This window comes from Streptomyces iakyrus (assembly GCF_000717055.1).
Lineage (GTDB): Bacteria > Actinomycetota > Actinomycetes > Streptomycetales > Streptomycetaceae > Streptomyces > Streptomyces iakyrus.
Genome location: NZ_JNXI01000002.1, coordinates 56,954 through 76,175, shown reverse-complemented (window position 1 = coordinate 76,175; position 19,222 = coordinate 56,954). Strand labels below are relative to the sequence as shown.

Here is a 19,222-nt window from a genome sequence, read left to right as displayed (position 1 = left end):
CGGCTATGTTCCCCCGCCGTCAGCGGAACGGGTTCTCCGTACCGCGGTCGTTCTCGCCTGCGGCGTCGAGGAGTTCGAGCAGGTCAGTGCCTTCGGTGTCGCGCTGGTCGATCCACCATCCGGCGCGGGTGATGGCGCGGGCCTTCTCCTCCAGCTCCGCCCAGTCCGCCTCGTCCCAGGCCCCTTCCACGACCAGCGCGGTGTGCGCGGCCGTCATCAGCTGGTGGCGGGAGCGCTCGCCCCAGTCCAATGCCTTGGCCGGGCCTTCCAACGGCGGCATGTCGAACTGCTTCGCCCACGCGACGGCAGCCTCCTGCTCAGCGGCGCGCTTGGCTGCGAGCCACTCCTCCTTGGACTCGGTGTCGGCGTCGCGCGCCGCCTTCCAGCAGTCGGTGCAGTCCTTGGCTGCGAGCCAGCGGGCGAATCCTGCCCGCTTGTCGGCAGGACGGCCGGACAGGTCATGAACCACTTGGTGGGAGCAGGCGTGCTCTACGGTCCAATGCGTACGGACGGCCATAAATGGATCTCCTCAAAAGGGGTCGGTAAGTAGTGGGGTTGCGCCCTGATCAGGGCGTCTTGTGCCGGCCGCGCGGCGGCTGTCTGGTGGGGCCGAGACATCGGCGCGTGGCGAGAAGGACGGTGAGAGCGAGGGCCGCGCCGGTGGCGGGGAGCGCGGCGCTGGCGAGTGACTGCTCGGCGAGGCGTCCGGCGAGGGCAGTGCCGGCGGACTGCCCGGCGCCGATCGAGAGGATCAGCCACGCGTACGCCTCGCTGGTGCGGCCCGCAGGGGTGAGAGCGTCGGTGATGACGTGGGCGCAGGGCGACCACGACGGTCAGGAACGCACCGACGCTTAGCGGTGGCGGGCGGTCGTGCTGGCGCGAGCCGGCGGCGTGGGTGGCGCGGTGTCCACGGCGGGGCGCGGGCGGACGCGTAGTACGGGGGTGCGGTGTGGGGGCAGGACGGCGACGGTCGCGCCGAGGTCCTCGGCCGCCTCCTCGACTTCGCGGGTGAGGAACTCGATCTGCCGGCCCAGCGCCGAGAGGCGGGCGGCGATCTGGCGGCCCTGCACGGTCTCCAGCGCGCTGGCGAACTGGCTGCTCGTTTCCAGGAGTTCCTGGAGACGGACCATCGGGCCCGCGTCGTAGCCGCGCTGTACGGCGCCGAGGAGAGCTTCGGAGGCGTCTCCTGCGGTCTGGCCTTCGACGACGTCGCGGATGAGTTCCTGCAGGGACAGCTCCGGGACCGGTGCTGGGCGGTTGAACCGGGAGACGTCCGCGCGCAGTACGCCGGGCGGGACCGGGGCAGGTAGTACCTTTCCTGCCTCGTATTCGTGGGCGTAGTGCCCGATCACCTGCCAGCCCGGCGCGTCCGGGTCGCCTCGCAGCGCGACCAGCGTCGAGTCGTCGTTCTCGATGAGGTGGGCGAGGGTGATCGGCTGGCCGTCGGCGGCGTACCACGACTCGGTCAGCTCCAGCTCGCCTCGCCTCTGCGCGGCCTGGGCCATCTCGGTCCACATCTGCTGTTCCTCGTCGGTCAGCGGGGCCTTGTGATGGTGGTGTTTGTTCTGGTCGGCGAGGTCGCTGGCGATGAAGCTGTGATCCGCCCAGGCGGTGAGGTGCGGCCACAGGGCCGAGTGCTGAGCGCGTTCGGCCGGGGAGCCGGGGGCAGCCGGCCGGTCGAGGGCCCGGCGGATCTCGGCGGCGGAGGCGGCCAGGCCGTCCAACACGGCCCGCCACCCGGCCAGGTGCCGGGCGGGTGGCAACTCGTCCAGCGCACGGCGGGCGGCGTCGAGCAGAGTGTCGGCGTGCGGGGCGAGGTGGGTGGTGTACGCCTCCACCGCTGCCCTGTTGCGGTGGGCGCGAGCGGCTGCCGCGGCGTCTGCGTGGACGGTGCGACCGTAGCGGTCGCATGTCATGTCGAGCGCGACCTCGCTCTCGCGGTCGATGACCGCCATCCGCAGCCGGAAGTTGCGTGCACCGTCCGTGAGTTCCGGTGTCACCGGGACGGAGCCGTCCGGGGTCGGATTGCTCGCGGGCGTCATCGGGACCGTCCACTGCCCGAGGCCGTCAGGTGGACGGTCGGTGCGTAGGTGGGCTTCGGCGGGATCGGCCGGGCAGCTGGCGGGGAGGTGGTGGGCGGTGTGGAGCGCTGCGTCGTTCGGCCGGCGGCGGCTTGGGCGGCACGGCTGCGGCGCTCCTGGAGCCCGTTCGGCCGGACCGGGCGTGGTGGGCCGGGGGAGAGGGACGGGTCGAGGCGAATGTCGGCCCGCACGGTGTAGCCCTGGCGGCGCAGATCGTGGACGGCCTGGCGGGTGCGGCGGGGGCCGTCGCGCTCGGGCTCGCTGAGCCGGTACAGCCCGGGTTCTCCGGGAACGGGCTCGAACTGCTCGCATTCTAGGTACCAGTGGGCGAGGTGCGCGGGCATGGAGGCGGTGAAGGAGGCGACGAAGCCGTGCGTGTCGTGGTCGCCGAAGACGAAGTGGGTGCCGGGTTGCAAGGGGGAGGGGTTCTCCTCACGCTGTCGGGGTGAAGCTGTCAGTGGCTTCGCTGGGCGGGGCGGGCCGCGGTGGCAAGGGGGCGGGACGGCGCGGCGACGGGGAGGGCCGGTCGGCGGTGCGGTGTGCTCACGCGGGCCTGGCGCAGGAAGATCTCGCCGTCGGTGAGCCAGGTCTCGATGGCCGGCCACGTGCGGGCACGCCGTTCCTGCGGGGCGAGGGGGCTGCCCTGGACGACGTCGTCCAGCAGCGTCTCGGCATCGCGCACGGCGCCGGCCAGGCGGGACAACGTCGTGGCGTCGTCGGGCCACGGGCTGCTGGCGGGACGGCACCGGTCGATCAGTGTCGGGGCGTGGTCGACGACGGTGAGGAAACGGCGCCAGGCGTGGTCGAGGAACTCGTCGGTCGCGGAGCCGAGGGCGGCGGCGCTCAGCGGGGTGGCGTCGCTGTAGCGGCCGGAGGCGACCATGGACTGCCAGGTGTCGTGCTCGGAGCGGATGCCCCCGAGCACGGCGGCGATGGCTGCGGTCCGGCGTGCGTGGACGGCCTGCTCGTAGGAGGGCAGGTACCGGTCGGCGACGGCCTGGGCCGCCCGGCCGGCGAACGGGGGCACGACGACACTGCGCGGAGCGTGGGGATCTCCGTAGCCTTCTTCGAGTCCTTCCGGAGCGAAGGCGCCGACCAGATAGTCGAGTTGACGGCCGGGGCGCTCTACGAACAGCAGCATGGTGCCTTGCACCATGTCGGTGAGCGTGGCGGCGTAGGGAATCCGCTCGCTCTGGAGGGCACGGCCGAGTTCGCCGCTGTCCCAGATCCAGGGCACCAGGTCTTCCTGCCAGGCGGGGTGTGAGTAGATCTCGACCGAGGCGTGCCACTGGCCGGGCAGGTGGCGCGCGAGGTCGCGGGCCACGTCGCCGATGAAGCGCCGGCTGCTCGTATGCACGCTGGTGCGGTGCCGTTTCGCGCACTTGACCAGGTCGACCACGGTGGTCCCGGTGCCGTCCGCAGGCAGGTGGTAGACGCCCTCGTCGTCCCGCCGGAATCCGCTCTCCACGAGGGCGGTGTGCGCCCACGGGTACTGCTCGCCCGAGGCGATGGCGACGATCCCGGACTCCCGGCTGTGCGACAGGATGATCTGCGCCTCAGCCATGGACCAGGTCCTCACCGCGGCGCAGGACGGAGCGCAGGCTGCGGCCGTAGGCCCAAGCGTGCTCCCGGGCCGCCGCCTCCAGCTGGTCGTATCCGACCTGGGCCGTCATCTGCCCGTCCCATTTGCGATACCTGTACACGGGGACCGGCAGCAGGATTCCGGGCGCGAGGGCGGTTACGCCGAGGGCCGCGCAGTAGTCCTCGCCCTGGACGAGGCCGCCCATCGGCGCGGCGCGCACGAGGTCGGTGCGGGCGAGGATCGTGGTCGGCCCGATGGGGATGGTGTCCGTCGGCGACTTCCAGTACGTCCACACATCGCCCGCCTCGTGGCGGCCGGGCGGAGTGGGACATCGCCACAGGGTGGTCGAGCCGTCCTGGTGCTGGTCCTCGCTCCATCCCGCACACCAGCCGACCCCGGTGGACTCCAGGGCGTTCAGCCGCACGGACATGGCGTCGTCGGTGAACTCGTCATCGTCATCAGCCCAGTTGGTGTACCGGGTGCGGACGTGGGCGAGGGCCAGATTTCGGGCGCAGGCGGCGCCGACCGGACGGGGCAGCACCAGCGTGCGGACGCGGGAATCCTGCGCGAGCGGGGCCGGCAGGCGATCAGGTGAGGCCCCGTCGAGCGCGATCACGGCCTCCCACGGCACGGACTGCCGGGTGAGGCTGGCGTGCATGGCGGTCAGGTAGCCGAGCCGGTCTTCGCGCAGGCGGCTGGCGATGACGACGGTGATCAGGGGCGTGGTGTGCGGGGGCAGGGAAGGCTCCGGGGAGACGAGAGGGGGACTAGCGGCGCGTGGCGGGGTGTGGGGTGCCGGCCTTCGCCGGGGCTGCGGCGGGTGCGCTCCGGGGCGGCGTGCTGCGCGATGCCCGGATAGCCGGTGCGGGCTCGAGGGAGGACCAGGCCGCCGGGTGGTCGTTGAAGGCGGTGCACGGGTCGGTGGCCCAGTCCACGACGGGGCCGATGTCCTCATGGAGGAGGCTGATCACCTCGATGCCCTGCTGGTGCAGGACGTAGCCCCACTGCATGTCCTGCTCGTCCGCGGTCCCGTCGGTGACCGACATGCGCACCGGCGGGGAGCCGTCCGGGGTGATCAGGTGGTCGAGGGTACGGCTGGGCCACTGCTCGCCGCCGGTCAGCGCGGCTACGAGCGCGGGCGGGGCACCGTCGAGGAGATCGGTGCCCAGCTCGTCCCAGCCGACGGCGACGTCGTCGATGAGGTGCCGGGACATGGCCTCCACGTCGCGTCCGAACTTGTACTGGTAGGCGGCCAGGAGCAGCGGGAGATGGTGACTGGGTACGCCGTCGAGCTGTACGTGGATGCCGCTGTACCCCGTTCCGACGGTGGGGCGGGCAATGAAGGAACGTGTGGACAGGGAGTTCTCCAGATTGAGCAAGGGCGAGGGGACGTTCGGCGGCCATCAAGGTGGCGTGCGGCGCCTGGGACGGGACACGTCTACGCGCGGTCCGACCAGGAGGCGACCGGGGGGCCGGAGGCGTCGGTGCGGGCGCAGGTGTAGCCGATCAGCCGGGATGGTTCGGCCTTCGCGGGGACGGTGGCGGCGTCGTTGCACACGAACGTGTACGTGATGGAGGTGCGTGGCACGTCGTGGAGCCAGGCGCGGTCGTCCTTGCCGGGGTTGATCTGCAGGCCGGGGTGCGCGACGGCGTCGGTCTGGGTGTGCGTGTGGGAGAAGAGGATCAGCGCACCGCCGTCGGTGGTCTTGAGGGCGTAGGCGTCCGTATAGCGGTTGGCGGCGCCGGCGAAGACGGTGGTGCCCTGGTTCCCGTAGCGGGTGCCGGTTTTGTCGTGGACCTCGATCTGCCGCTTGCTCGCCCTGGTCGGGGCGAAGACCTTCGTCCCGGTGTTCGCGCCTCCGGTGGCGAAGTTGTCGAGCACGCCGGTGCGTAGGAGGTCGGCACCGGCTGCCAGCTGCTTGTTGCCGTCGGTGGCGACGGCCGTCGCGTACCCATCCAGGTCGAGGGCGACGTCGGGCAGCTTCTGCCTGTCGAGGTCGACGACGGATACCAACTCCCAGCGCCTGTGCTGGGGTTGTTCGGCAAAGACCGCCAGACGCGAGGGGGCCTTGCCCTTCTGGTCCGAAAGCGCGGCGGCGAACCAGCGGTCCTGCCCGGCGGCCAGGCGCGGGATGTACAGCTTGGCGTTCGCGGAGTCGTAGGACCACGGCTTGTACGGCTTGCGGTCTGCCGCGGGAAGCCCCTCGGTCTCTATGTAGTCAGAGATGGACATCGCGTACAGCGGGCCGTCCTCGACCGTGTCGAGCAGGGCGCGGTTCCGGTCGGCGTTGGCCTGATTGTTGATCTTGGAGTAGTGGGCGATCTGGGCGAGGGCCTCCTTCTTCGTCAGCGCCGGCTCGGCGGTCGGGGTGGGGGAGGCGCTGCGGGTGGCCGTGGCTGTGGTGTCGGCGTCCGGGCTGTCGGAGGTGGCGCAGGCGGACGCGGTCAGCGCGACGGATACAGCGGTGAGCAGGAGGGCGGTGCGGCGGGCGGAGGTGTGCAGGGGAATCAGGGAGCTCCGGGAAAATAGCGGGTTAGCGGGTACGGGATGCGGTGGCGGATGCCGCTCGCGGGGACGGCGCGGTCACGGCTGGTGTCGCCCGGATATCGGCGGCGGCACGCAGTTGCTTCGCGGCGCGGGCGAGGTGGGTGCGGCTCTCACCGAGCCGGTCCACGAGACCCTGGTGCGCGGAGGCGATCGCCCGGGTGCGGGCGGGACCAGGCGCTTGGCGCGTGTGGTCGGCGAGGAGGCCGAGGTGGTGGACGGCGGCTCCGAGGGCGGCGAGCGCGGCACCGGTGGGCTCGGCCGCTCGGGCGAGAGCGAGCGTGGTGCGGCGGTGGGTGGCCGTGACGCGGGTCGGGTAGCGGCCGGCGGCCCGGTGGCGGAAGGCGGTCTCGCCGGCGAGGTAGGTCAGCAGCCGGGCCAGGTGGCGGACTTCGTCGTCCAGGATCTCGCTCAGCCCGGGATCGGGTTGGATCTGGTCGGGGAGCGGGAGGTGCTCGGCCACGGTGTTGAGCCGGTCCGCCACGTCGTGCAGCAGCATCCGCTGGTCAGGATCGGACAGCGGCAACTCCAGGATGAGTGGGGGCGTCTACCTCCGTGCCGCGGACGGCCCGCCCGCCGGAAGCTGCGTGCCCAGCGCCGCTGTGGGCGGGCGGGTCGGTGAGCCCGCGGAGGCGGGGGCGGCGTGGCGGAAGTTGACGCCGATGCCCTGAGCGGTGAGCAGCCGCACGGCGCTCTGGATGAGCAGGGCGCGGTCGCTGGTGCTGTAGGAGGCGGGCAGGACGAACGCCGACTCGTGCGGGCGGTATTGGAAACGGCAGCCGTACAGCACCGTGCGGGCGTCTTTCGGTACCGACTTATACGGTGCGCCCACGACCCCGTCGGGGTACCAGATCAGCGTGAGGGTCTGGGCGACCTCCGGTGCGGGCAGCCGGTGCGGGGGCTCGGGCTGGGTGCGGGCGTTGAGACGGACCGCGTCCATGGCCTGCCGGTAGTGGGGCAGCACGCGGCGCGTGACCGCGGCGGCGGCTCGGACCGGATCGTCGGGGACGGCGATGCCGTTCGGCTCGTCCACCATGCGGAAGTGGTGCGGCTTGAAGCCCTCGGGCTCCAGCGGGGCGACCAGGTACTGGCGGGGGTGGCGGGGCCGTTCGATGACACACAGCTGTGCGTCGTCGGGCCCTTCGAGGAGCAGGATGGGGGCGTCGGGGAAGTCCTGGACGGCCGAATTGGCGGGACCGCAGTCCCACACGCGGTCGGCGATCAACCGGTGGTTTCTGGGAGGAGGGAAGCCTTCGTACTTGCGGTACCACTGTCCAGGCAGGTGCTGGGCGAGGGCGGTGGCGAAGACGGACAGGTCGGTGCGGGTTGCGGGCATGGGTTCCTAAGGCGGCGGGCGGCCTGGTGGTAGCGGGACAGGAGCCGTCGGGTGACCGTGTGTGCGGCGCGGACCGCCTCGGAGGGGACCGCGATCGCGTGCGGGGCGTTGTCGTCGCCGAAGTAGTCGTGGGTGATGCCGTGCAGGGACAGCGCGCCGACGAGGACCTGTTCGCGGTGCAGCGGGCGGTCGATCACGACCAGCTCCAGGCGGCTGGGGCCGGAGAGAATCGCGGCGCGGGGAACGCGGAATTGCATCCAGGCGCTGGCAAGGCACGCGTTGTCCCACAGGTCGTCGAAGAAGTCGAGCTGGCTGCCCGGATCGACGAAGTCGGTTACGTGGAACGTCCATTCGCCGGGCAGGCGGCGAGACAGGCCGTGGGCAAGGGATTCCAGATCGCTGCCGGAGGTGATGATCCGGGCGGCCTGGCGCCGTGAACGGCGGTACTCCCGTTCCTGGTTCTCGCGCCACAGTTCCTCAACGCGCTTCCCCGCCGCGGGAGATCCGGCGTCCGGGAGGATACGGGGCAAGTGGTATTCCACGCCGATGCCCTGCCGGGCGGCAGCGGCAAGGAACCGCTCGAGCCGGGCCGGAACGTCGTGGTCGTACCTGTCGTGGATCAGGATGTAGCCGAAGACGCCACGTGGGCGCCAGAAGCCGTGCTCGGCAAGGAGTGTGTGGGCTGCTGCGGGGGCGTCGTTGCTGGTGAGGGCGATGACGCCGATCTGGTCGTGATCGCCGAGGCTAATAGAGGGCATGTGCTTGTCTTGTCTGTAGTGCCGTCAGTGTCGAACAACGCCAGCCCGTGCGGATGGAGTTGATGTTGGACGATGAAGCTCTGGCCGACGCCCCGCCCTGGTCCGCGTCCGCGACGTGCGCACGGGCAGGGGGCGAGGACGTGGCCGGTGTGGTCGAGCAGTCCGAGGGGCTCGGAGGCGCCGCGCAGTTCGAGGGACAGCTGCTGCCACCCGATGCGGCGTCGACTGTTCAGCGGGTTCTGGCACGTGGACCTCGTGATGTTGGCAGCCCCGGGCTTGGGCCCGACGGGAGGGCAGCACTGGTGGTCTGGCGCGCGGGGGCCAGGGCACGCATGCGGTCGACGGCGGTGTGCAGGCCCTCACCGAGACTGCGCAAGGTGGCTGCGGCGTCCTCAAGGTCGTAGTGGAGGTCGAATCCGTCGTCCTGCTCGGCTTCCTTGGCTTTCTCCCCGGCTGCTTCGAAGAACTCGCCGAGCCGCTCCAGCAGGCCGCTGGTGGGGTCCAGGACCTGGTGCAGCAGGGCGGCGGCGTCCGCATGCGACTCGGTTGCGTTGAGCCGGTCGGTGAGAGCGAGGAGCGCGTTGCCGTAGACGTAGACGGAGGTGCGGTCCGCGTTGTCGGAGACGTCCAGGGTCTTGGGCGGGCGGAGCGTCGGCGTGGCTGCGGACAAGAGCGCGCTTGCGGTGGACGAGGAGGGAGCGGGCAGCAGCCCGAGCTGGATGAGCCGCTGGTCGATCGCCTCGATCAGGGGCGTGGCGTTGCCGCCGTGGCGGGCTTCGGGCCGCTCCGGGGCACGTGGGTCGGCGGAGGGGGCCGAGTCGTAGATCACTTCGAACAGCGCCTGCTCGTCGGGATGCTGGCGGGTCACGATCCACCCCTGCGGGTCCCCTGGAGGACGGTCGCAGGAGGGCTCCTGCGGCGGGCCGATGATCAGGTAACTGTCGTCGGGGAGTGATACGCGCACGATGTACGCGCTGAGGCCGAACTCGATGTCGCACTCCAGGCCGCGTTGCCGCAGTGGCGTGGTGATGTGCGCGTGGCGGCGCCACAGTTCCTGCCACCAGGCGGTGTCCACGTTGCGGTGGTCGGGGAGCGGCGCGAGCGCGGACGCGGCGGCGGACGTGCGGCGGGCGTCGGCGTGGGAGGCGGTCGGGGTGTTCTTGTCCTCAGCGACCACGGCTTCTCCCGCGCGAGGGTGTGCGACGCAGCGGCGGGGTCCGGCGAGTGGGACTGGGCTTTGGCTCCGCAAGAGGGGTGAAGTCGAATTCGTACTCGTCGTAGGCGTCGATCAGGCCGTGTTCCATCTGGGCTTCGCGCTCGGCGACCTGGGCCATGAGGTCGTCGTGCTCGGCTTGGCACTGCTGGTACTCGGCCCAGTCGGCGTCGCTGAAATGGGCGGGGCGGTTCAGGGGACTCCTTGCGGTGGGATGCCGACGTAGATGCCTCGGCACGGGCTACCGGTGGCGTGCGCTCGGCCTGGGCGGCGCAGGCGCCGGGCTCTGCTGTCGGGAAGGCGTGGGGAAGAAGCGGTGGAAGTCGAGGTGCGCGGTGAGTTCCTTGGCCGCGTCACGGAGGGATTCCGAGGTGCGCCGCAGATAGGCGCGGGCCGTGGCGTGGTCGATGACCATGCGGTTCTCCGGGTACGTCCGGTCGGTCGGGCCAAAGGGCCGGGACAGGGATAGGGCGGTCTCCGCAGTCTCGGTGAAGTGCGGTGCGGCGTGGCTCGACAGGGTGGCCGCTGTCGCGAGGTGGGCGAGTACGGCGCTGCCAGCGCGTTTCGTGCTGTGAGGGCTCCGGGCGAAGTCGGCAGCCAGCCGGAGGACGTCGCGGGAGAGGTCCTGCGCGTCGGCGGCGTGTTGGAGTAGTTCCGCGTAGGAGGGCTCGGCCGGCACATGTCCGTGCTCGTCCAGCAGTTCCCATTGCTGGGAGGCGTCGAGCAGCTTTTCCTTCAGGGCGTCGAGCGCGCCGATCAGGCGGAGGGTGTCGTCGCGAGGTATCAGTTCGCGCTGGACATCGGGTTTCATGAGCCTCTTGCGTTTCAGTGCATGCGGGCGTCGGTGTCGAAGAGCGCCAGCTCGTGCGGGTGGAGTTGATGTTGGACGATGAAAGATCGTCCGGCGACCCGCCAGAGCCCCCGCCCGCGGTTGAGGTGAGAGATGGCCTCGGTCTCCACCGAGGTAAGGCCCAACAGCGCTGCTGCGGCATGGAGTTGGTCAGTCTCCTGCCGGTAGATGATGCGGGTCGAGCAGTCGGCGAGCAGACCTTCGGCCAGGGCACGTCCGCGGGATCCGGCGTCGCCGGCGGTGAGCAGGTCGGACAGCCGGTGGATCACCATCAGGTTGGCGATGCCCAGGCCGCGGCTCAGCTTCCACTGGGACTGCATGCGCTGCAGCAGGCCGGGGTGGCGCATCAGGCGCCAGGCTTCGTCGTAGACGATCCAGCGCCTCCCGCCGTTCGGGTCGGACAGCGCGGACTCCATCCATGCCGAGGCACAGGTCATGGCGAGGACGAGCGCGGTGTCGTCACCGGAGCCGCCCAGGCGGGACAGGTCGATGGTCAGCATCGGCGAGTTGGGGTCGAACGTGACAGTGCTGGGGGCGTCGAACATCCCGGCGAGGTCGCCGTGGACCAGGCGGCGCATCGCGTGGGCCAGGTCGCGGGAGGCGTCGCCGAGGCGGCCGGACATCAGGCCGCCGGCCGTGTCGAGTTCGTCGGGGTTGTTGAGGGTGGCGGCGATGTCGCCGAGCAGCGGGGTGCGTCCGCTTTCGGCAGCGCGGGTGACCACGGCGTCCAGAGCGACGTCGAGCCCGGTGTGCTCCATCGGCAGCAGGTCCCGCCCGAGCACGGTGCGGGCCAGCGAGCCGAGCAGCAGCAGACGGCGCTTGCGGATCTCACCCGCCCAGTCCGTCTCGGAGACCGACGGCGGTCGCGGCGCCGCGTCCAGGGGATTGAGCTTGCCGGGCAGCCCGGGCCCGAGCGCGATGGAGGTGCCGCCCAGCGCCCGTGCCACCGGAGTCCATTCACCCTTGGGGTCACAGGGGACGTAGACCCGGTATCCGAAGGCGATCGATCGCAGCGCGAAGCTCTTGGCCAACGCGCTCTTGCCCTGACCGATCACGCCGGCCAACAGCACGTTGGGGTTGGTGAAGCCCTCGACCTTGCCGTACAGCGCGAACGGGTCGAAGACGAAGCTCGCTTCGGCGTGGACGTCGCGGCCGATGTAGATGCCCTCGGCGCCGAGGCCGCCTTCGGCGAGAAACGGGTACGCCCCAGAGGCGGTGGCGGTGGTCATGCGGTGGGCGGGCAGCTTGAGCTTGTTGTTGCGGGAGGACGCGGGGCCGGGCCGCCCGGCGGGCGGGAAGAGGGGCGGCGGCATCTCCTGTTCCTCTACGCCGGCGCTGCTGGTGTGTGCGGCGGCTTCGGCGCGGGCCTTCGCTGTTGCCTCGGCGAGCTGTCGGCGAGCGGCCCTGCGGGAGGCACGGTCGGTGCCGTGTGGGGTGAACAGGGGGCTGGCGCTGGCGCGGCGGGCTCGGCGCGCGGGCCGGTGGCTCATGGTGGGGCGGCTTTCACGTGACTGCGGTCCGGATGTGGCGTGGGGGTCAGACGACCGGTGAGGCAGTGAACAGAACCGGGCTGCGGTAGTCCTTGCCGTCGCCCGACCAGTCCAACTGGATGTAGCCGTCGGCGAGGTAACGGCCCGAGCCTGCCGGGTACTTGAGGGTTCCGGTCGAGTAGGAGCCGTTGCCGTGGCTGCTGCTGTGTTCGAGCGCGTACTCAAGTCCGGTGTAGGCAGCGGACTTCACGACCGGGTCCGTGCCGCTGACGCTCTTCTTGGTCTGGAGCTGGAACTTGGCCTTGTTGAAGGTGTACGTATTGCGGTTCTTGGCCGTGTACGGGCCGTCCCAGTACACGGTGGCGGTGGTGTAGATGTTGCCGCCGGAGCGCATGGCGCAGAGCGTCACGTCGAAGTCCCAGTTGTCGGAGTCGGGGCCGTTGTACGACGGGTCGTCGACGGAGTGGCTGCTGGTCTTGCACTGGTAGCTGGCGGCGGATGCCGGGGTGGCGGTGGCCAGGGCGGCGGTGCCGGCGAGTGCGGCGAGTATGACGGCAGCGCAGGTGGAGCGCTTCAGGGCGCGCATTGAGGGCCTTTCGGTGGTGGGGGTTACTGGCTGCAGGTGGTGGTGTGGCCGTGCAGTGGGGTGTTGAGGTCGCTCGGGGTGGTCTTGCGGCGGACGACGTGGCCTGCGGTCAGGTGGCGCTGGCAGATGGTCAGGACGGGAGGTCCCTCGGGCAGCCGCTCGGGGCGGCATTCCGTGTCCGTCGGGGGTTCGTCCGCGACGGGCAGGAGATGGAAGGCGTCGTGCACGCCGGCGGCGGCCTGGAACAGCCGGGTGCGCGCGGTGGCGAGGTGCCGTCCGGCGGCGGGGTGCGGGGGCTGGGTGGAATCGGCGAGCTGGTCGAGCAGCTGGTGCAGCGCGGCCAGATGGGCGTGGACCACGTCGAGGTGCACGCGATCCACCGGCGCTGGGGAGGCGGGCGCTGACCGGGCCAGGGCCCGGGTGTGGTGGCGGACTCCGGCGCTGGCGGCGCGGAGGTAGGGGTGCGCGTCGAGTTCAGTGGTGCGGGGTTGGGGCAATGGGGGTCCTTGCCGCCGGGGAGGCGGGGGCAGCGGCCGGTCGTGGACCGGTGGCGGGAGCGTTGTGACGGGCGGCGGAGGGCGCTGTGGCGTTGGCCGGGGACGGGCGCGGGCTCTGTTCGCCGCGAAGGTCGACGAAGTGGCCCGAGGAAGGCGGGCCGGCATGGCTCTGCTCCGGCATGTAGACGACGTCCGCGCCTTCCTCGGCGCTGGCGACGTCGGCTTGGTACCACTCGTGCCAGCTCGGGAGGCCGGCCAGTACGCGGGCAGCGTCGTCGAGGTTGGCGGCGTTGACGACGAAGCGCGTCGGGGCCTGGCCTTCGTGCCGCTCGCGTCCGGCGAAGGTGAGCGTGAACGCGCGGGGAGTCGGCGGGCCTACGAGGTCGGCGAGGCGTTCGAGCACCGTGTCGAACCGGTCGCTGGCCTCAAGGGCGGTATTGATCCTGGCCTCGTCGTAGTCGGCGTACTTCCCCTCGGTGACGTTGCCGGCGCTGTCGCGGTACTGATCGAGGGTGGCGCGGTGGCGGGCGGCCAGTTCCTGGCAGGAGGTGAGCAGGGCGCGCAGTTCGCGTCTCAGTTCGTCGTCGTTGATGGATGTCAGCGCATGTCCCGGAGTCTGGAAGGGCGTTACAGAGCGGTGCGGGCGAGGGGCAGGGCGGCGAGGGTGAAGGCCGTCGGCTGCTGGTAGTTGAGGCGGCGCAGGTCGACGCCGGCGGTGACGGCGGCGGTCTCGATCTGCGCGCAGGCCGCGTCGAGGAGGGCATCGGTGTCGGCGGTGACGGTGACCAGGCCGGTCAGGGCGACGTCGGCGTGCCCGGCGATGAGCTGGCGCTCGCGTTGTTTGACGTCGGCGTACTCGACGGAGTCTTCCTCGCTGTCGACTTGGCCGCGGCGGGCGCGTTCGTTGGCGTCGGCGATGATCGCCGCCTTCTTGCGCTGGACGTCCCGCAGCGCGGACTCGAGCGCTTGCGGCACGTAGATAAGGGAGAGGCTGCGGCGGATGCCGGCGGTGAACATGATCTGGTGCAGGAACCCGGCCCCCATCTCGGTCCGCGGCCAGTTCTCCACCCAGTACGTGGCGTGGCGGGCGGTGTCGGTGGCGAGCCGGTCGTACTCCTCGACCTGGACGACGGGCCCGGCGGCTGCCGGGTCCGCCTCGGCGTGGCCGGTGTCGGACCACTGCTGGAGCGCGGCGAGGGCCTTCGGATCGTAGGCGGTGCGGATCACGGCGGCGATCTCCCGGGCGCTCAGCCACCCGGTGACCAGCAGTCCGGCGTTGCGGGCGGCCTGGGCGATGGAGGCGGTGGTCTGCTCCATGACGGTGAACGCGCCCGGCAGCCCTCCACCGGCCTGCGAGATCAGTCGTCTGGCGGCCTTGAGATCGAGAGAGATGGCGAGGTACGTCTCGTGCGGGGCGGCGGCCGGGCCGGCGGAGGCGACCAGTTCGGAGTAGATCTGCCCGGCGACCGGGGTCTGGGGCTGGCCGTGCTGGGCCCAGTGGCGGACGAGGGTGTCGCCGGAGTCGGGGACCGTGCGCTCCAGGACCTGCACGGTGGCGACGTGCCCGGTGCGGGCGATGCCCGCCAGCGCACGCCCCCAGCCGTTCACGTTGTGGTTCTGCGTCGCGGCGTCCAGCAGGGCGAAGGCTCGGGATGTGACGCGGGCGACGGCGGTCAGGGTCTGGCGGTGCGGATCGTAAACCGCGGCTGCCCCGTTGGCGGAGTCGCCGGGGGTGACCACCTTGAGCGAGGCGGCGGTGCCGGGCAGGTGAAGGATGCCGTCCTGCCGGGGACGGGTGACGGGCCGGGCGAGCCAGAGCATCTGGCCGGTGCGGCGGCGCTGCGCGTAGCGGGCGACGATCGGCGCCCAGTCGATCAAGGAGCGGCCGTGTCGGCGGATGGCGACGAGCGCCCCCGACGCAGCCCACAGCGGGGCCAGGGCGACGGCGCCGAGCAGTCCGGTGGAGATCACCGTGATCAGCAGCAGCGCCAACGTGCACGACACGAGGACGAGTTGGGGCAAGGAGAGGCCGAGGAGGATGCCGCGGCGGGACCGGTGCGGGAACTTCACCGCGACCGGGGCGACGGAGAGATCAGTCAAGGGGCGGGTCCTGGAGGCGCGGGTGGAACCCAGGGGTGGGAGGTGGCGTGCACATCCCACCCCCGGGAGTCGGGCAGGGGATCAGAGGCCGGTCGGTGGCGGCGGCGGTGAGGCCGACCCGCTGGACGTGGCGTTCTGTGAGCCGGGGGACGGGGGTGCGCCCTGCGGCGGCGGAGTCGTGGTCGGCGCCGTGGACTGCCATCCGCCGCCCTGGCCGGACGCGGCGCTTGCGCCGGATCCGCCCGGACCCGGGCTGCCGCCCACCTGGCCGGTGGTGTCGTCCGACACGCTCGTCGGCCCGGGCTGGACGGCCTTCTCCAGACCGGACTTGACGGCATCGCCACCGGGCGAGACGCCCGTTCCGCCGTCGCCCTGCGATCCTTCCCTGCCGTCTGCGCCTCCACCGGTCGGGTTGGCGGCGACGTCGCCGGGGAAACCGCCCCCGCCAGCGGCGTCGGGCCCCTGTGGTGCGGTGCCTGCTCCGGCTGCAGCGCCACCGGTTCCTGCGGTGGCCGCAGCTGCGGTGGCCTTGCGGGCGGCCTTCTCGGCGTGGGCCTTGGCGATCTGGGCTCCAGCGCCACCGGCCCGGTGGATGGACTCTCCGTCGGTGCCGTCGGCCGCCCAGTGCACGAACTTGAAGACGGCGTACGGGCACAGCAGGACCAGGATCATGATCACGATGCCGGACATGACGTCGGCCAGAGCGGCGATGCCGTCCTTGGCCTCGGTCTTGCCCATGGCAGCGATACCGAGTACGAAGATCACGGTCATCAGGAGCTTGGAGACCACGAGGGTGGCGGTGGCTTCGATCCAGCCTTTGCGCCAGCGGCGTGCGACCTCCCAGCCGCCGCCGGCACTTGCGAAGATCGCCAGGGTGACCATGACGAGGATGCCGACCTTGCGGACCATCATCACGCACCAGTAGAGGAAGGCGCCGATGGCGGCGCCGAGACCGGCGACGACCGCGACGAGCCAGCCCAGTCCGGACAGGCCGGCGATCTGGTTCACCTTCACGATGCGGCGAACCGCCGACGCGATGTCCAGCTTCGCGGCCTTGAACAGGCCGTCGGAGACGGCGTCGACCACCTCGACGGCAACCGTGGTCAGGGCGATGGCGCAGAAGGCGAACAGAACGCCCGACATGGTGCCGGTGAATGCCTGTGTGAGGGCTTGTCCGTCGCGTCTGACCGCGGCCCGCACCAGCTGCGCGCAGAACGTCGCGACCAGCAGGACCAGGCCCAGCGGCAAGAGCATCTTGTAGTTGTCGCGGAACCAGCCGGCGTTCAGGTCGACCTTCGTGGTGGTGTTGACCGCTTCGGCCGCCAGATCGGCAGCGGCGGCTGCCAGTTCACCTGCCGACTTCGCCATCCAGTCGCCGATGGCCTTGCCGGGGTCCGAGGCGAAATCCACCGCGTCACCGACGGCACACAGCTTGTCTGCCAGGGGAATATCACAGAAACCCACGGGGAGTTACTCCTCCATTCTTATGTCAGGCGCGGGTCACTGCGTGACGCTCGGAGCGATGGCGGCCAAGGTGCAGTCGTGATTCGGGCGGCACTGCACGGCGAGGGTCACGGCGCGTTCCTCGGCTCCGCCGCCGCCCTTCCTCCAGGCGATCTGCTGCTTGCCGTTGACGGTGACGACGTAGATGTATGCCTGGGTGATCGCGGACGGGTCGTCGGCCAGGGCCGCCTTGAACGCGGAGGGGTAGTGGCCCTCGGTGACCGTGCCGGTGGCGTGCTGGTCCTGGTCGGCCATCCGTGACCACGGCACCGGATCGGGCACCTGGCCGGAGACCGAGGCCCAGTCGGCGTACTTGGTCTCGGTGGTCATCCAGGCGCGCATGCCGGCGAGTTGCTGGTCGCGGCTGGTGTCGCGGGTGTCGTAGGACCACAGCATCTGGGCCGCCGCCTTGGCGTAGGCGACCGGCTCGGCGATCTGCGGAGGCTTGGGCACCGACCCGGATCCGGAGGAAGGCTTCGGGGCGGCCTCTGAGGAGGACGGGCTGTCAGCTGGGGCGGGTGCGGCGGTGTCGGGAGCCGGGTGGCCGTTCCCGCCGCCGGTCAGCAGGGCGACGATCCCGGCGATGGCGAGCAGGACGGCGACGACGGAGGCGACGATCGCGATGCGCCGGTTGGCCGACCAGCCTGCGCCGTACGAGGACAGCGAAAAGGAGGAGAATCGCTTCCGCATTAGCGGACCTGCGAGCCGAGGGCCGAGAAGAAGGCGACGATGCCGTTCGCGGCACCCAGACCGAGGGCGGCGCCCGCGGCCACGACCGCGCCTTTCTTGCCGTTGGCCTCGGCCTGGTGACCACCGGTGTGGTGACCCCAGGCCCACACGCCGAGCGAGACGGCGAGGGCGCCGACGACGGCGATGATCCCGAACAGATTGATCGAGTTGACGACGTTCTTCAGCACGCTCAGCCCGGGCAACCCGCCGCCCTTGGGCGAGATTCCTGGGTCGTAGGCGAGCTGGATGACGCGGTCGGAGAGAGGGACGGACATAGGGGTGGCGGGGCTCCTTGCATACGCGGGCCAGGCGAGGGCCCGCGGGAAGGTGGGGAAGCGGAGGGGGAGGTGCGCTCGGGGCGCGGAAGTGGCCGCGGCGGCGGCCCGCCCGGAGCGGTGCCGGGACGGGGCGGCGTCAGAAGACGCGGCGGGCGGCGAGAATCGTCCAGTCCTTGATCGGGGTGATCCGGACAGGCTTCGATGTGCGCGGCGCCTCGATCACGAGGCCCTCGCCCATGTACATGCCGACGTGCTCGGGCTGGGCGGCCGTGCCACGGCTGAAGATCAGGTCACCGGGCTCAAGTTGGGCGGGCGAGACCGCCTTACCCTCGTTGACCTGCGTGTAGGTGGTGCGGGTGAGCGTGACGCCGGCATGCGCGTACGCCTGCTGCATCAGGCTGGAGCAGTCGCAGCGGCCCATGGGGTCGGGGCCGTGCGAGTTGGTGCAGGATCCGCCCCACTGGTAGAGCGTGCCGAGCTGGTGCATCGCCCACTCGATGGCCTTGCGCGCCTTCGGATCGGCGTTCTTGGGAATCGCGTAGCCCTTCGGGACGCTTCCCTCGGGGATGCGGCCGAAGCCGGATCCGTCCTGGCCCGGCGCGCAGCCGGTCGTGCCAGTCGACGGCTGCTCGCCCTGGTCCGCATCCTTGCCGTCCGCGTCGTTGCCGCCGGGGAAGGTCTTGGCGATGGCTTCCTGCAGTGCGGTGGCCAGGTCCTCCCACTGCGCGTACGCGTCCGGCAGGCCGGACTTCTGCACGGCCTGGGCGGCCTGGGTGACAGTCATCTGCTGCCAGCCGCTCACCTTGAGCAAGTGCTTGTAGAACTGCTCGGAGGCGTAGACCGGGTCACGGATCTGCTGGGCACTGCCCCAGCCCTGCGAGGGACGCTGCTGGAACAGGCCGAGGGAATCCCGGTCTCCGTAGTTGAGGTTGCGCAGCCGGCTCTCCTGCATCGCCGTGGCGAGCGCGACGATCTGCCCCTTCTTGGGGACGTCGAGCGAGAGGCCGGCGGCCACGATCGTCTGGGCGTTGGGGACTTGTTCGGCGGGCAGGTCCAGGCCCTCGACGTGGACGTTCTTGCCGGATGCGCCGTCGAGAATCTTGGTGACCTGCTCGGAGACCTTGTCGGTGTTTATGTCGGTCAGGCAGCTGCTGAAGGAGCCGCTGCTCTTCACGGCGTCGGCGGAGGAGGCCAGCATCATGCCGGTGCCGCCGATCAGGATCGGGGAGAGGAAAACGACGCCGATGCCGGCGGCGAGCCACTTCAATCGGAGCGGACCGCACGGGGGCTAGCGGTTTCGGGCATGGGTGGGTAGCGAGACGTCATGAGCGTGTCCTTCGGGGTGCGGTGTCCGGCGTGCCGCGTGCGCGAGGCGTGATTGGAAGGGCGCGGCGGCCGGGGTGGGCGATCAGGACGGGCCTGTGTGGGCGAGTTGCCGCTCGCTCCGCGTGGCCGGGCCGTGAGCTAGGTGTGCCGGGGCAGGGGGTACCTCCGTGAGGTGTGTCGGGGAGTAGCCAGCGGCGGTGTGCGCCGGGCGGTTCAAAAACAGTAGGCGCGAATCGGCGGTTGACCAAAAAGTCGGCGTGAGGTGCCGGAATCCGGCACCTCAGCAGCGCACTTCTTGGTCGTCGGCGCTTTCGCCTCTACAGTTTTTGGACTCCCCCTCGCCCTCCT

General features: G+C 71.0%; 21 protein-coding genes. 1 reads left to right on the top strand and 20 read right to left on the bottom strand.

Features of this window, described 5'->3' with window-relative positions:
• Positions 1-19: 19 nt before the first annotated feature.
• From OO68_RS03090 to OO68_RS03020, 15 genes are all read right to left on the bottom strand, one after another.
• Positions 20-517: a hypothetical protein gene (locus OO68_RS03090; RefSeq protein ID WP_078625152.1), complete on the bottom strand. Its 498-nt coding sequence runs from the start codon at positions 515-517 to the stop codon at positions 20-22.
• Positions 518-851: 334 nt separating this feature from the next.
• Positions 852-2,042, bottom strand: coding sequence for a hypothetical protein (locus OO68_RS03080; RefSeq protein WP_086702650.1), 1,191 nt, complete (start codon positions 2,040-2,042; stop codon positions 852-854).
• Complete coding sequence (locus tag OO68_RS03075; RefSeq protein ID WP_033306540.1) at positions 2,039-2,497, bottom strand: hypothetical protein; 459 nt, start codon at positions 2,495-2,497, stop codon at positions 2,039-2,041. Before OO68_RS03075 ends, OO68_RS03080 begins: the two co-directional genes overlap by 4 nt.
• A 38-nt stretch (positions 2,498-2,535) precedes the next feature.
• On the bottom strand, positions 2,536-3,645 hold the full coding sequence (locus OO68_RS03070) for a hypothetical protein (protein WP_033306539.1): 1,110 nt from the start codon (positions 3,643-3,645) through the stop codon (positions 2,536-2,538).
• Entirely contained in the window at positions 3,638-4,381 is a 744-nt protein-coding gene (locus OO68_RS03065) for a glycosyltransferase family 2 protein (protein ID WP_033306860.1), read from the bottom strand. Before OO68_RS03065 ends, OO68_RS03070 begins: the two co-directional genes overlap by 8 nt.
• 49 nt (positions 4,382-4,430) lie before the next feature.
• A complete protein-coding gene (locus OO68_RS03060) occupies positions 4,431-5,003 on the bottom strand; it encodes a hypothetical protein (protein WP_237482525.1) in 573 nt (190 codons plus the stop codon).
• 98 nt (positions 5,004-5,101) lie between these two features.
• Positions 5,102-6,013, bottom strand: coding sequence for a DUF8094 domain-containing protein (locus tag OO68_RS03055; protein ID WP_468725121.1), 912 nt, complete (start codon positions 6,011-6,013; stop codon positions 5,102-5,104).
• 184 nt (positions 6,014-6,197) lie between these two features.
• Positions 6,198-6,734, bottom strand: a complete 537-nt coding sequence (locus tag OO68_RS03050) for a hypothetical protein (protein ID WP_237482523.1) — start codon at positions 6,732-6,734, stop codon at positions 6,198-6,200.
• A 21-nt stretch (positions 6,735-6,755) separates the two neighbouring features.
• Complete coding sequence (locus OO68_RS03045) at positions 6,756-7,433, bottom strand: hypothetical protein (RefSeq protein ID WP_063739288.1); 678 nt, start codon at positions 7,431-7,433, stop codon at positions 6,756-6,758.
• Positions 7,430-8,302 carry a hypothetical protein gene (locus tag OO68_RS46115; RefSeq protein WP_063739287.1) on the bottom strand — a complete coding sequence of 291 codons (873 nt, stop codon included), beginning with the start codon at positions 8,300-8,302 and terminating at the stop codon, positions 7,430-7,432. The genes OO68_RS03045 and OO68_RS46115 overlap by 4 nt, the downstream gene beginning before the upstream one ends.
• A gap of 229 nt (positions 8,303-8,531) precedes the next feature.
• Positions 8,532-9,479, bottom strand: coding sequence for a hypothetical protein (locus OO68_RS03040; RefSeq protein WP_033306535.1), 948 nt, complete (start codon positions 9,477-9,479; stop codon positions 8,532-8,534).
• A 277-nt stretch (positions 9,480-9,756) separates the two neighbouring features.
• Positions 9,757-10,326, bottom strand: coding sequence for a hypothetical protein (locus OO68_RS03035; RefSeq protein WP_086700610.1), 570 nt, complete (start codon positions 10,324-10,326; stop codon positions 9,757-9,759).
• A gap of 14 nt (positions 10,327-10,340) precedes the next feature.
• Positions 10,341-11,855, bottom strand: coding sequence for a putative type IV secretion/conjugal transfer ATPase (locus tag OO68_RS03030; RefSeq protein WP_033306534.1), 1,515 nt, complete (start codon positions 11,853-11,855; stop codon positions 10,341-10,343).
• Positions 11,856-11,901: 46 nt separating this feature from the next.
• The gene (locus OO68_RS03025) at positions 11,902-12,441 is read right to left on the bottom strand and encodes a hypothetical protein (RefSeq protein ID WP_033306533.1); all 540 of its coding nucleotides are present in this window, start codon (positions 12,439-12,441) and stop codon (positions 11,902-11,904) included.
• Positions 12,442-12,464: 23 nt separating this feature from the next.
• Positions 12,465-12,938 carry a DUF6238 family protein gene (locus OO68_RS03020; RefSeq protein ID WP_033306532.1) on the bottom strand — a complete coding sequence of 158 codons (474 nt, stop codon included), beginning with the start codon at positions 12,936-12,938 and terminating at the stop codon, positions 12,465-12,467.
• 163 nt (positions 12,939-13,101) lie between these two features.
• On the opposite strand from OO68_RS03020, the gene OO68_RS46110 reads away from it, so the two are divergent.
• On the top strand, positions 13,102-13,626 hold the full coding sequence (locus OO68_RS46110; protein WP_157852664.1) for a hypothetical protein: 525 nt from the start codon (positions 13,102-13,104) through the stop codon (positions 13,624-13,626).
• Here the strand turns inward: OO68_RS46110 and OO68_RS03010 are convergent.
• From OO68_RS03010 to OO68_RS02990, 5 genes are all read right to left on the bottom strand, one after another.
• Complete coding sequence (locus OO68_RS03010) at positions 13,566-15,038, bottom strand: SCO6880 family protein (RefSeq protein ID WP_033306530.1); 1,473 nt, start codon at positions 15,036-15,038, stop codon at positions 13,566-13,568. The two genes, OO68_RS46110 and OO68_RS03010, sit on opposite strands and share 61 nt — an antisense overlap.
• An 81-nt stretch (positions 15,039-15,119) precedes the next feature.
• Entirely contained in the window at positions 15,120-16,502 is a 1,383-nt protein-coding gene (locus tag OO68_RS03005) for an SCO6881 family protein (RefSeq protein ID WP_033306529.1), read from the bottom strand.
• Between the two features lie 36 nt (positions 16,503-16,538).
• On the bottom strand, positions 16,539-17,231 hold the full coding sequence (locus tag OO68_RS03000) for a hypothetical protein (RefSeq protein WP_033306528.1): 693 nt from the start codon (positions 17,229-17,231) through the stop codon (positions 16,539-16,541).
• Entirely contained in the window at positions 17,231-17,545 is a 315-nt protein-coding gene (locus OO68_RS02995) for a DUF6112 family protein (protein WP_033306527.1), read from the bottom strand. Before OO68_RS02995 ends, OO68_RS03000 begins: the two co-directional genes overlap by 1 nt.
• Before the next feature lie 139 nt (positions 17,546-17,684).
• Positions 17,685-18,815, bottom strand: a complete 1,131-nt coding sequence (locus OO68_RS02990; RefSeq protein WP_033306526.1) for a C40 family peptidase — start codon at positions 18,813-18,815, stop codon at positions 17,685-17,687.
• Between the last annotated feature and the right edge of the window lie 407 nt (positions 18,816-19,222).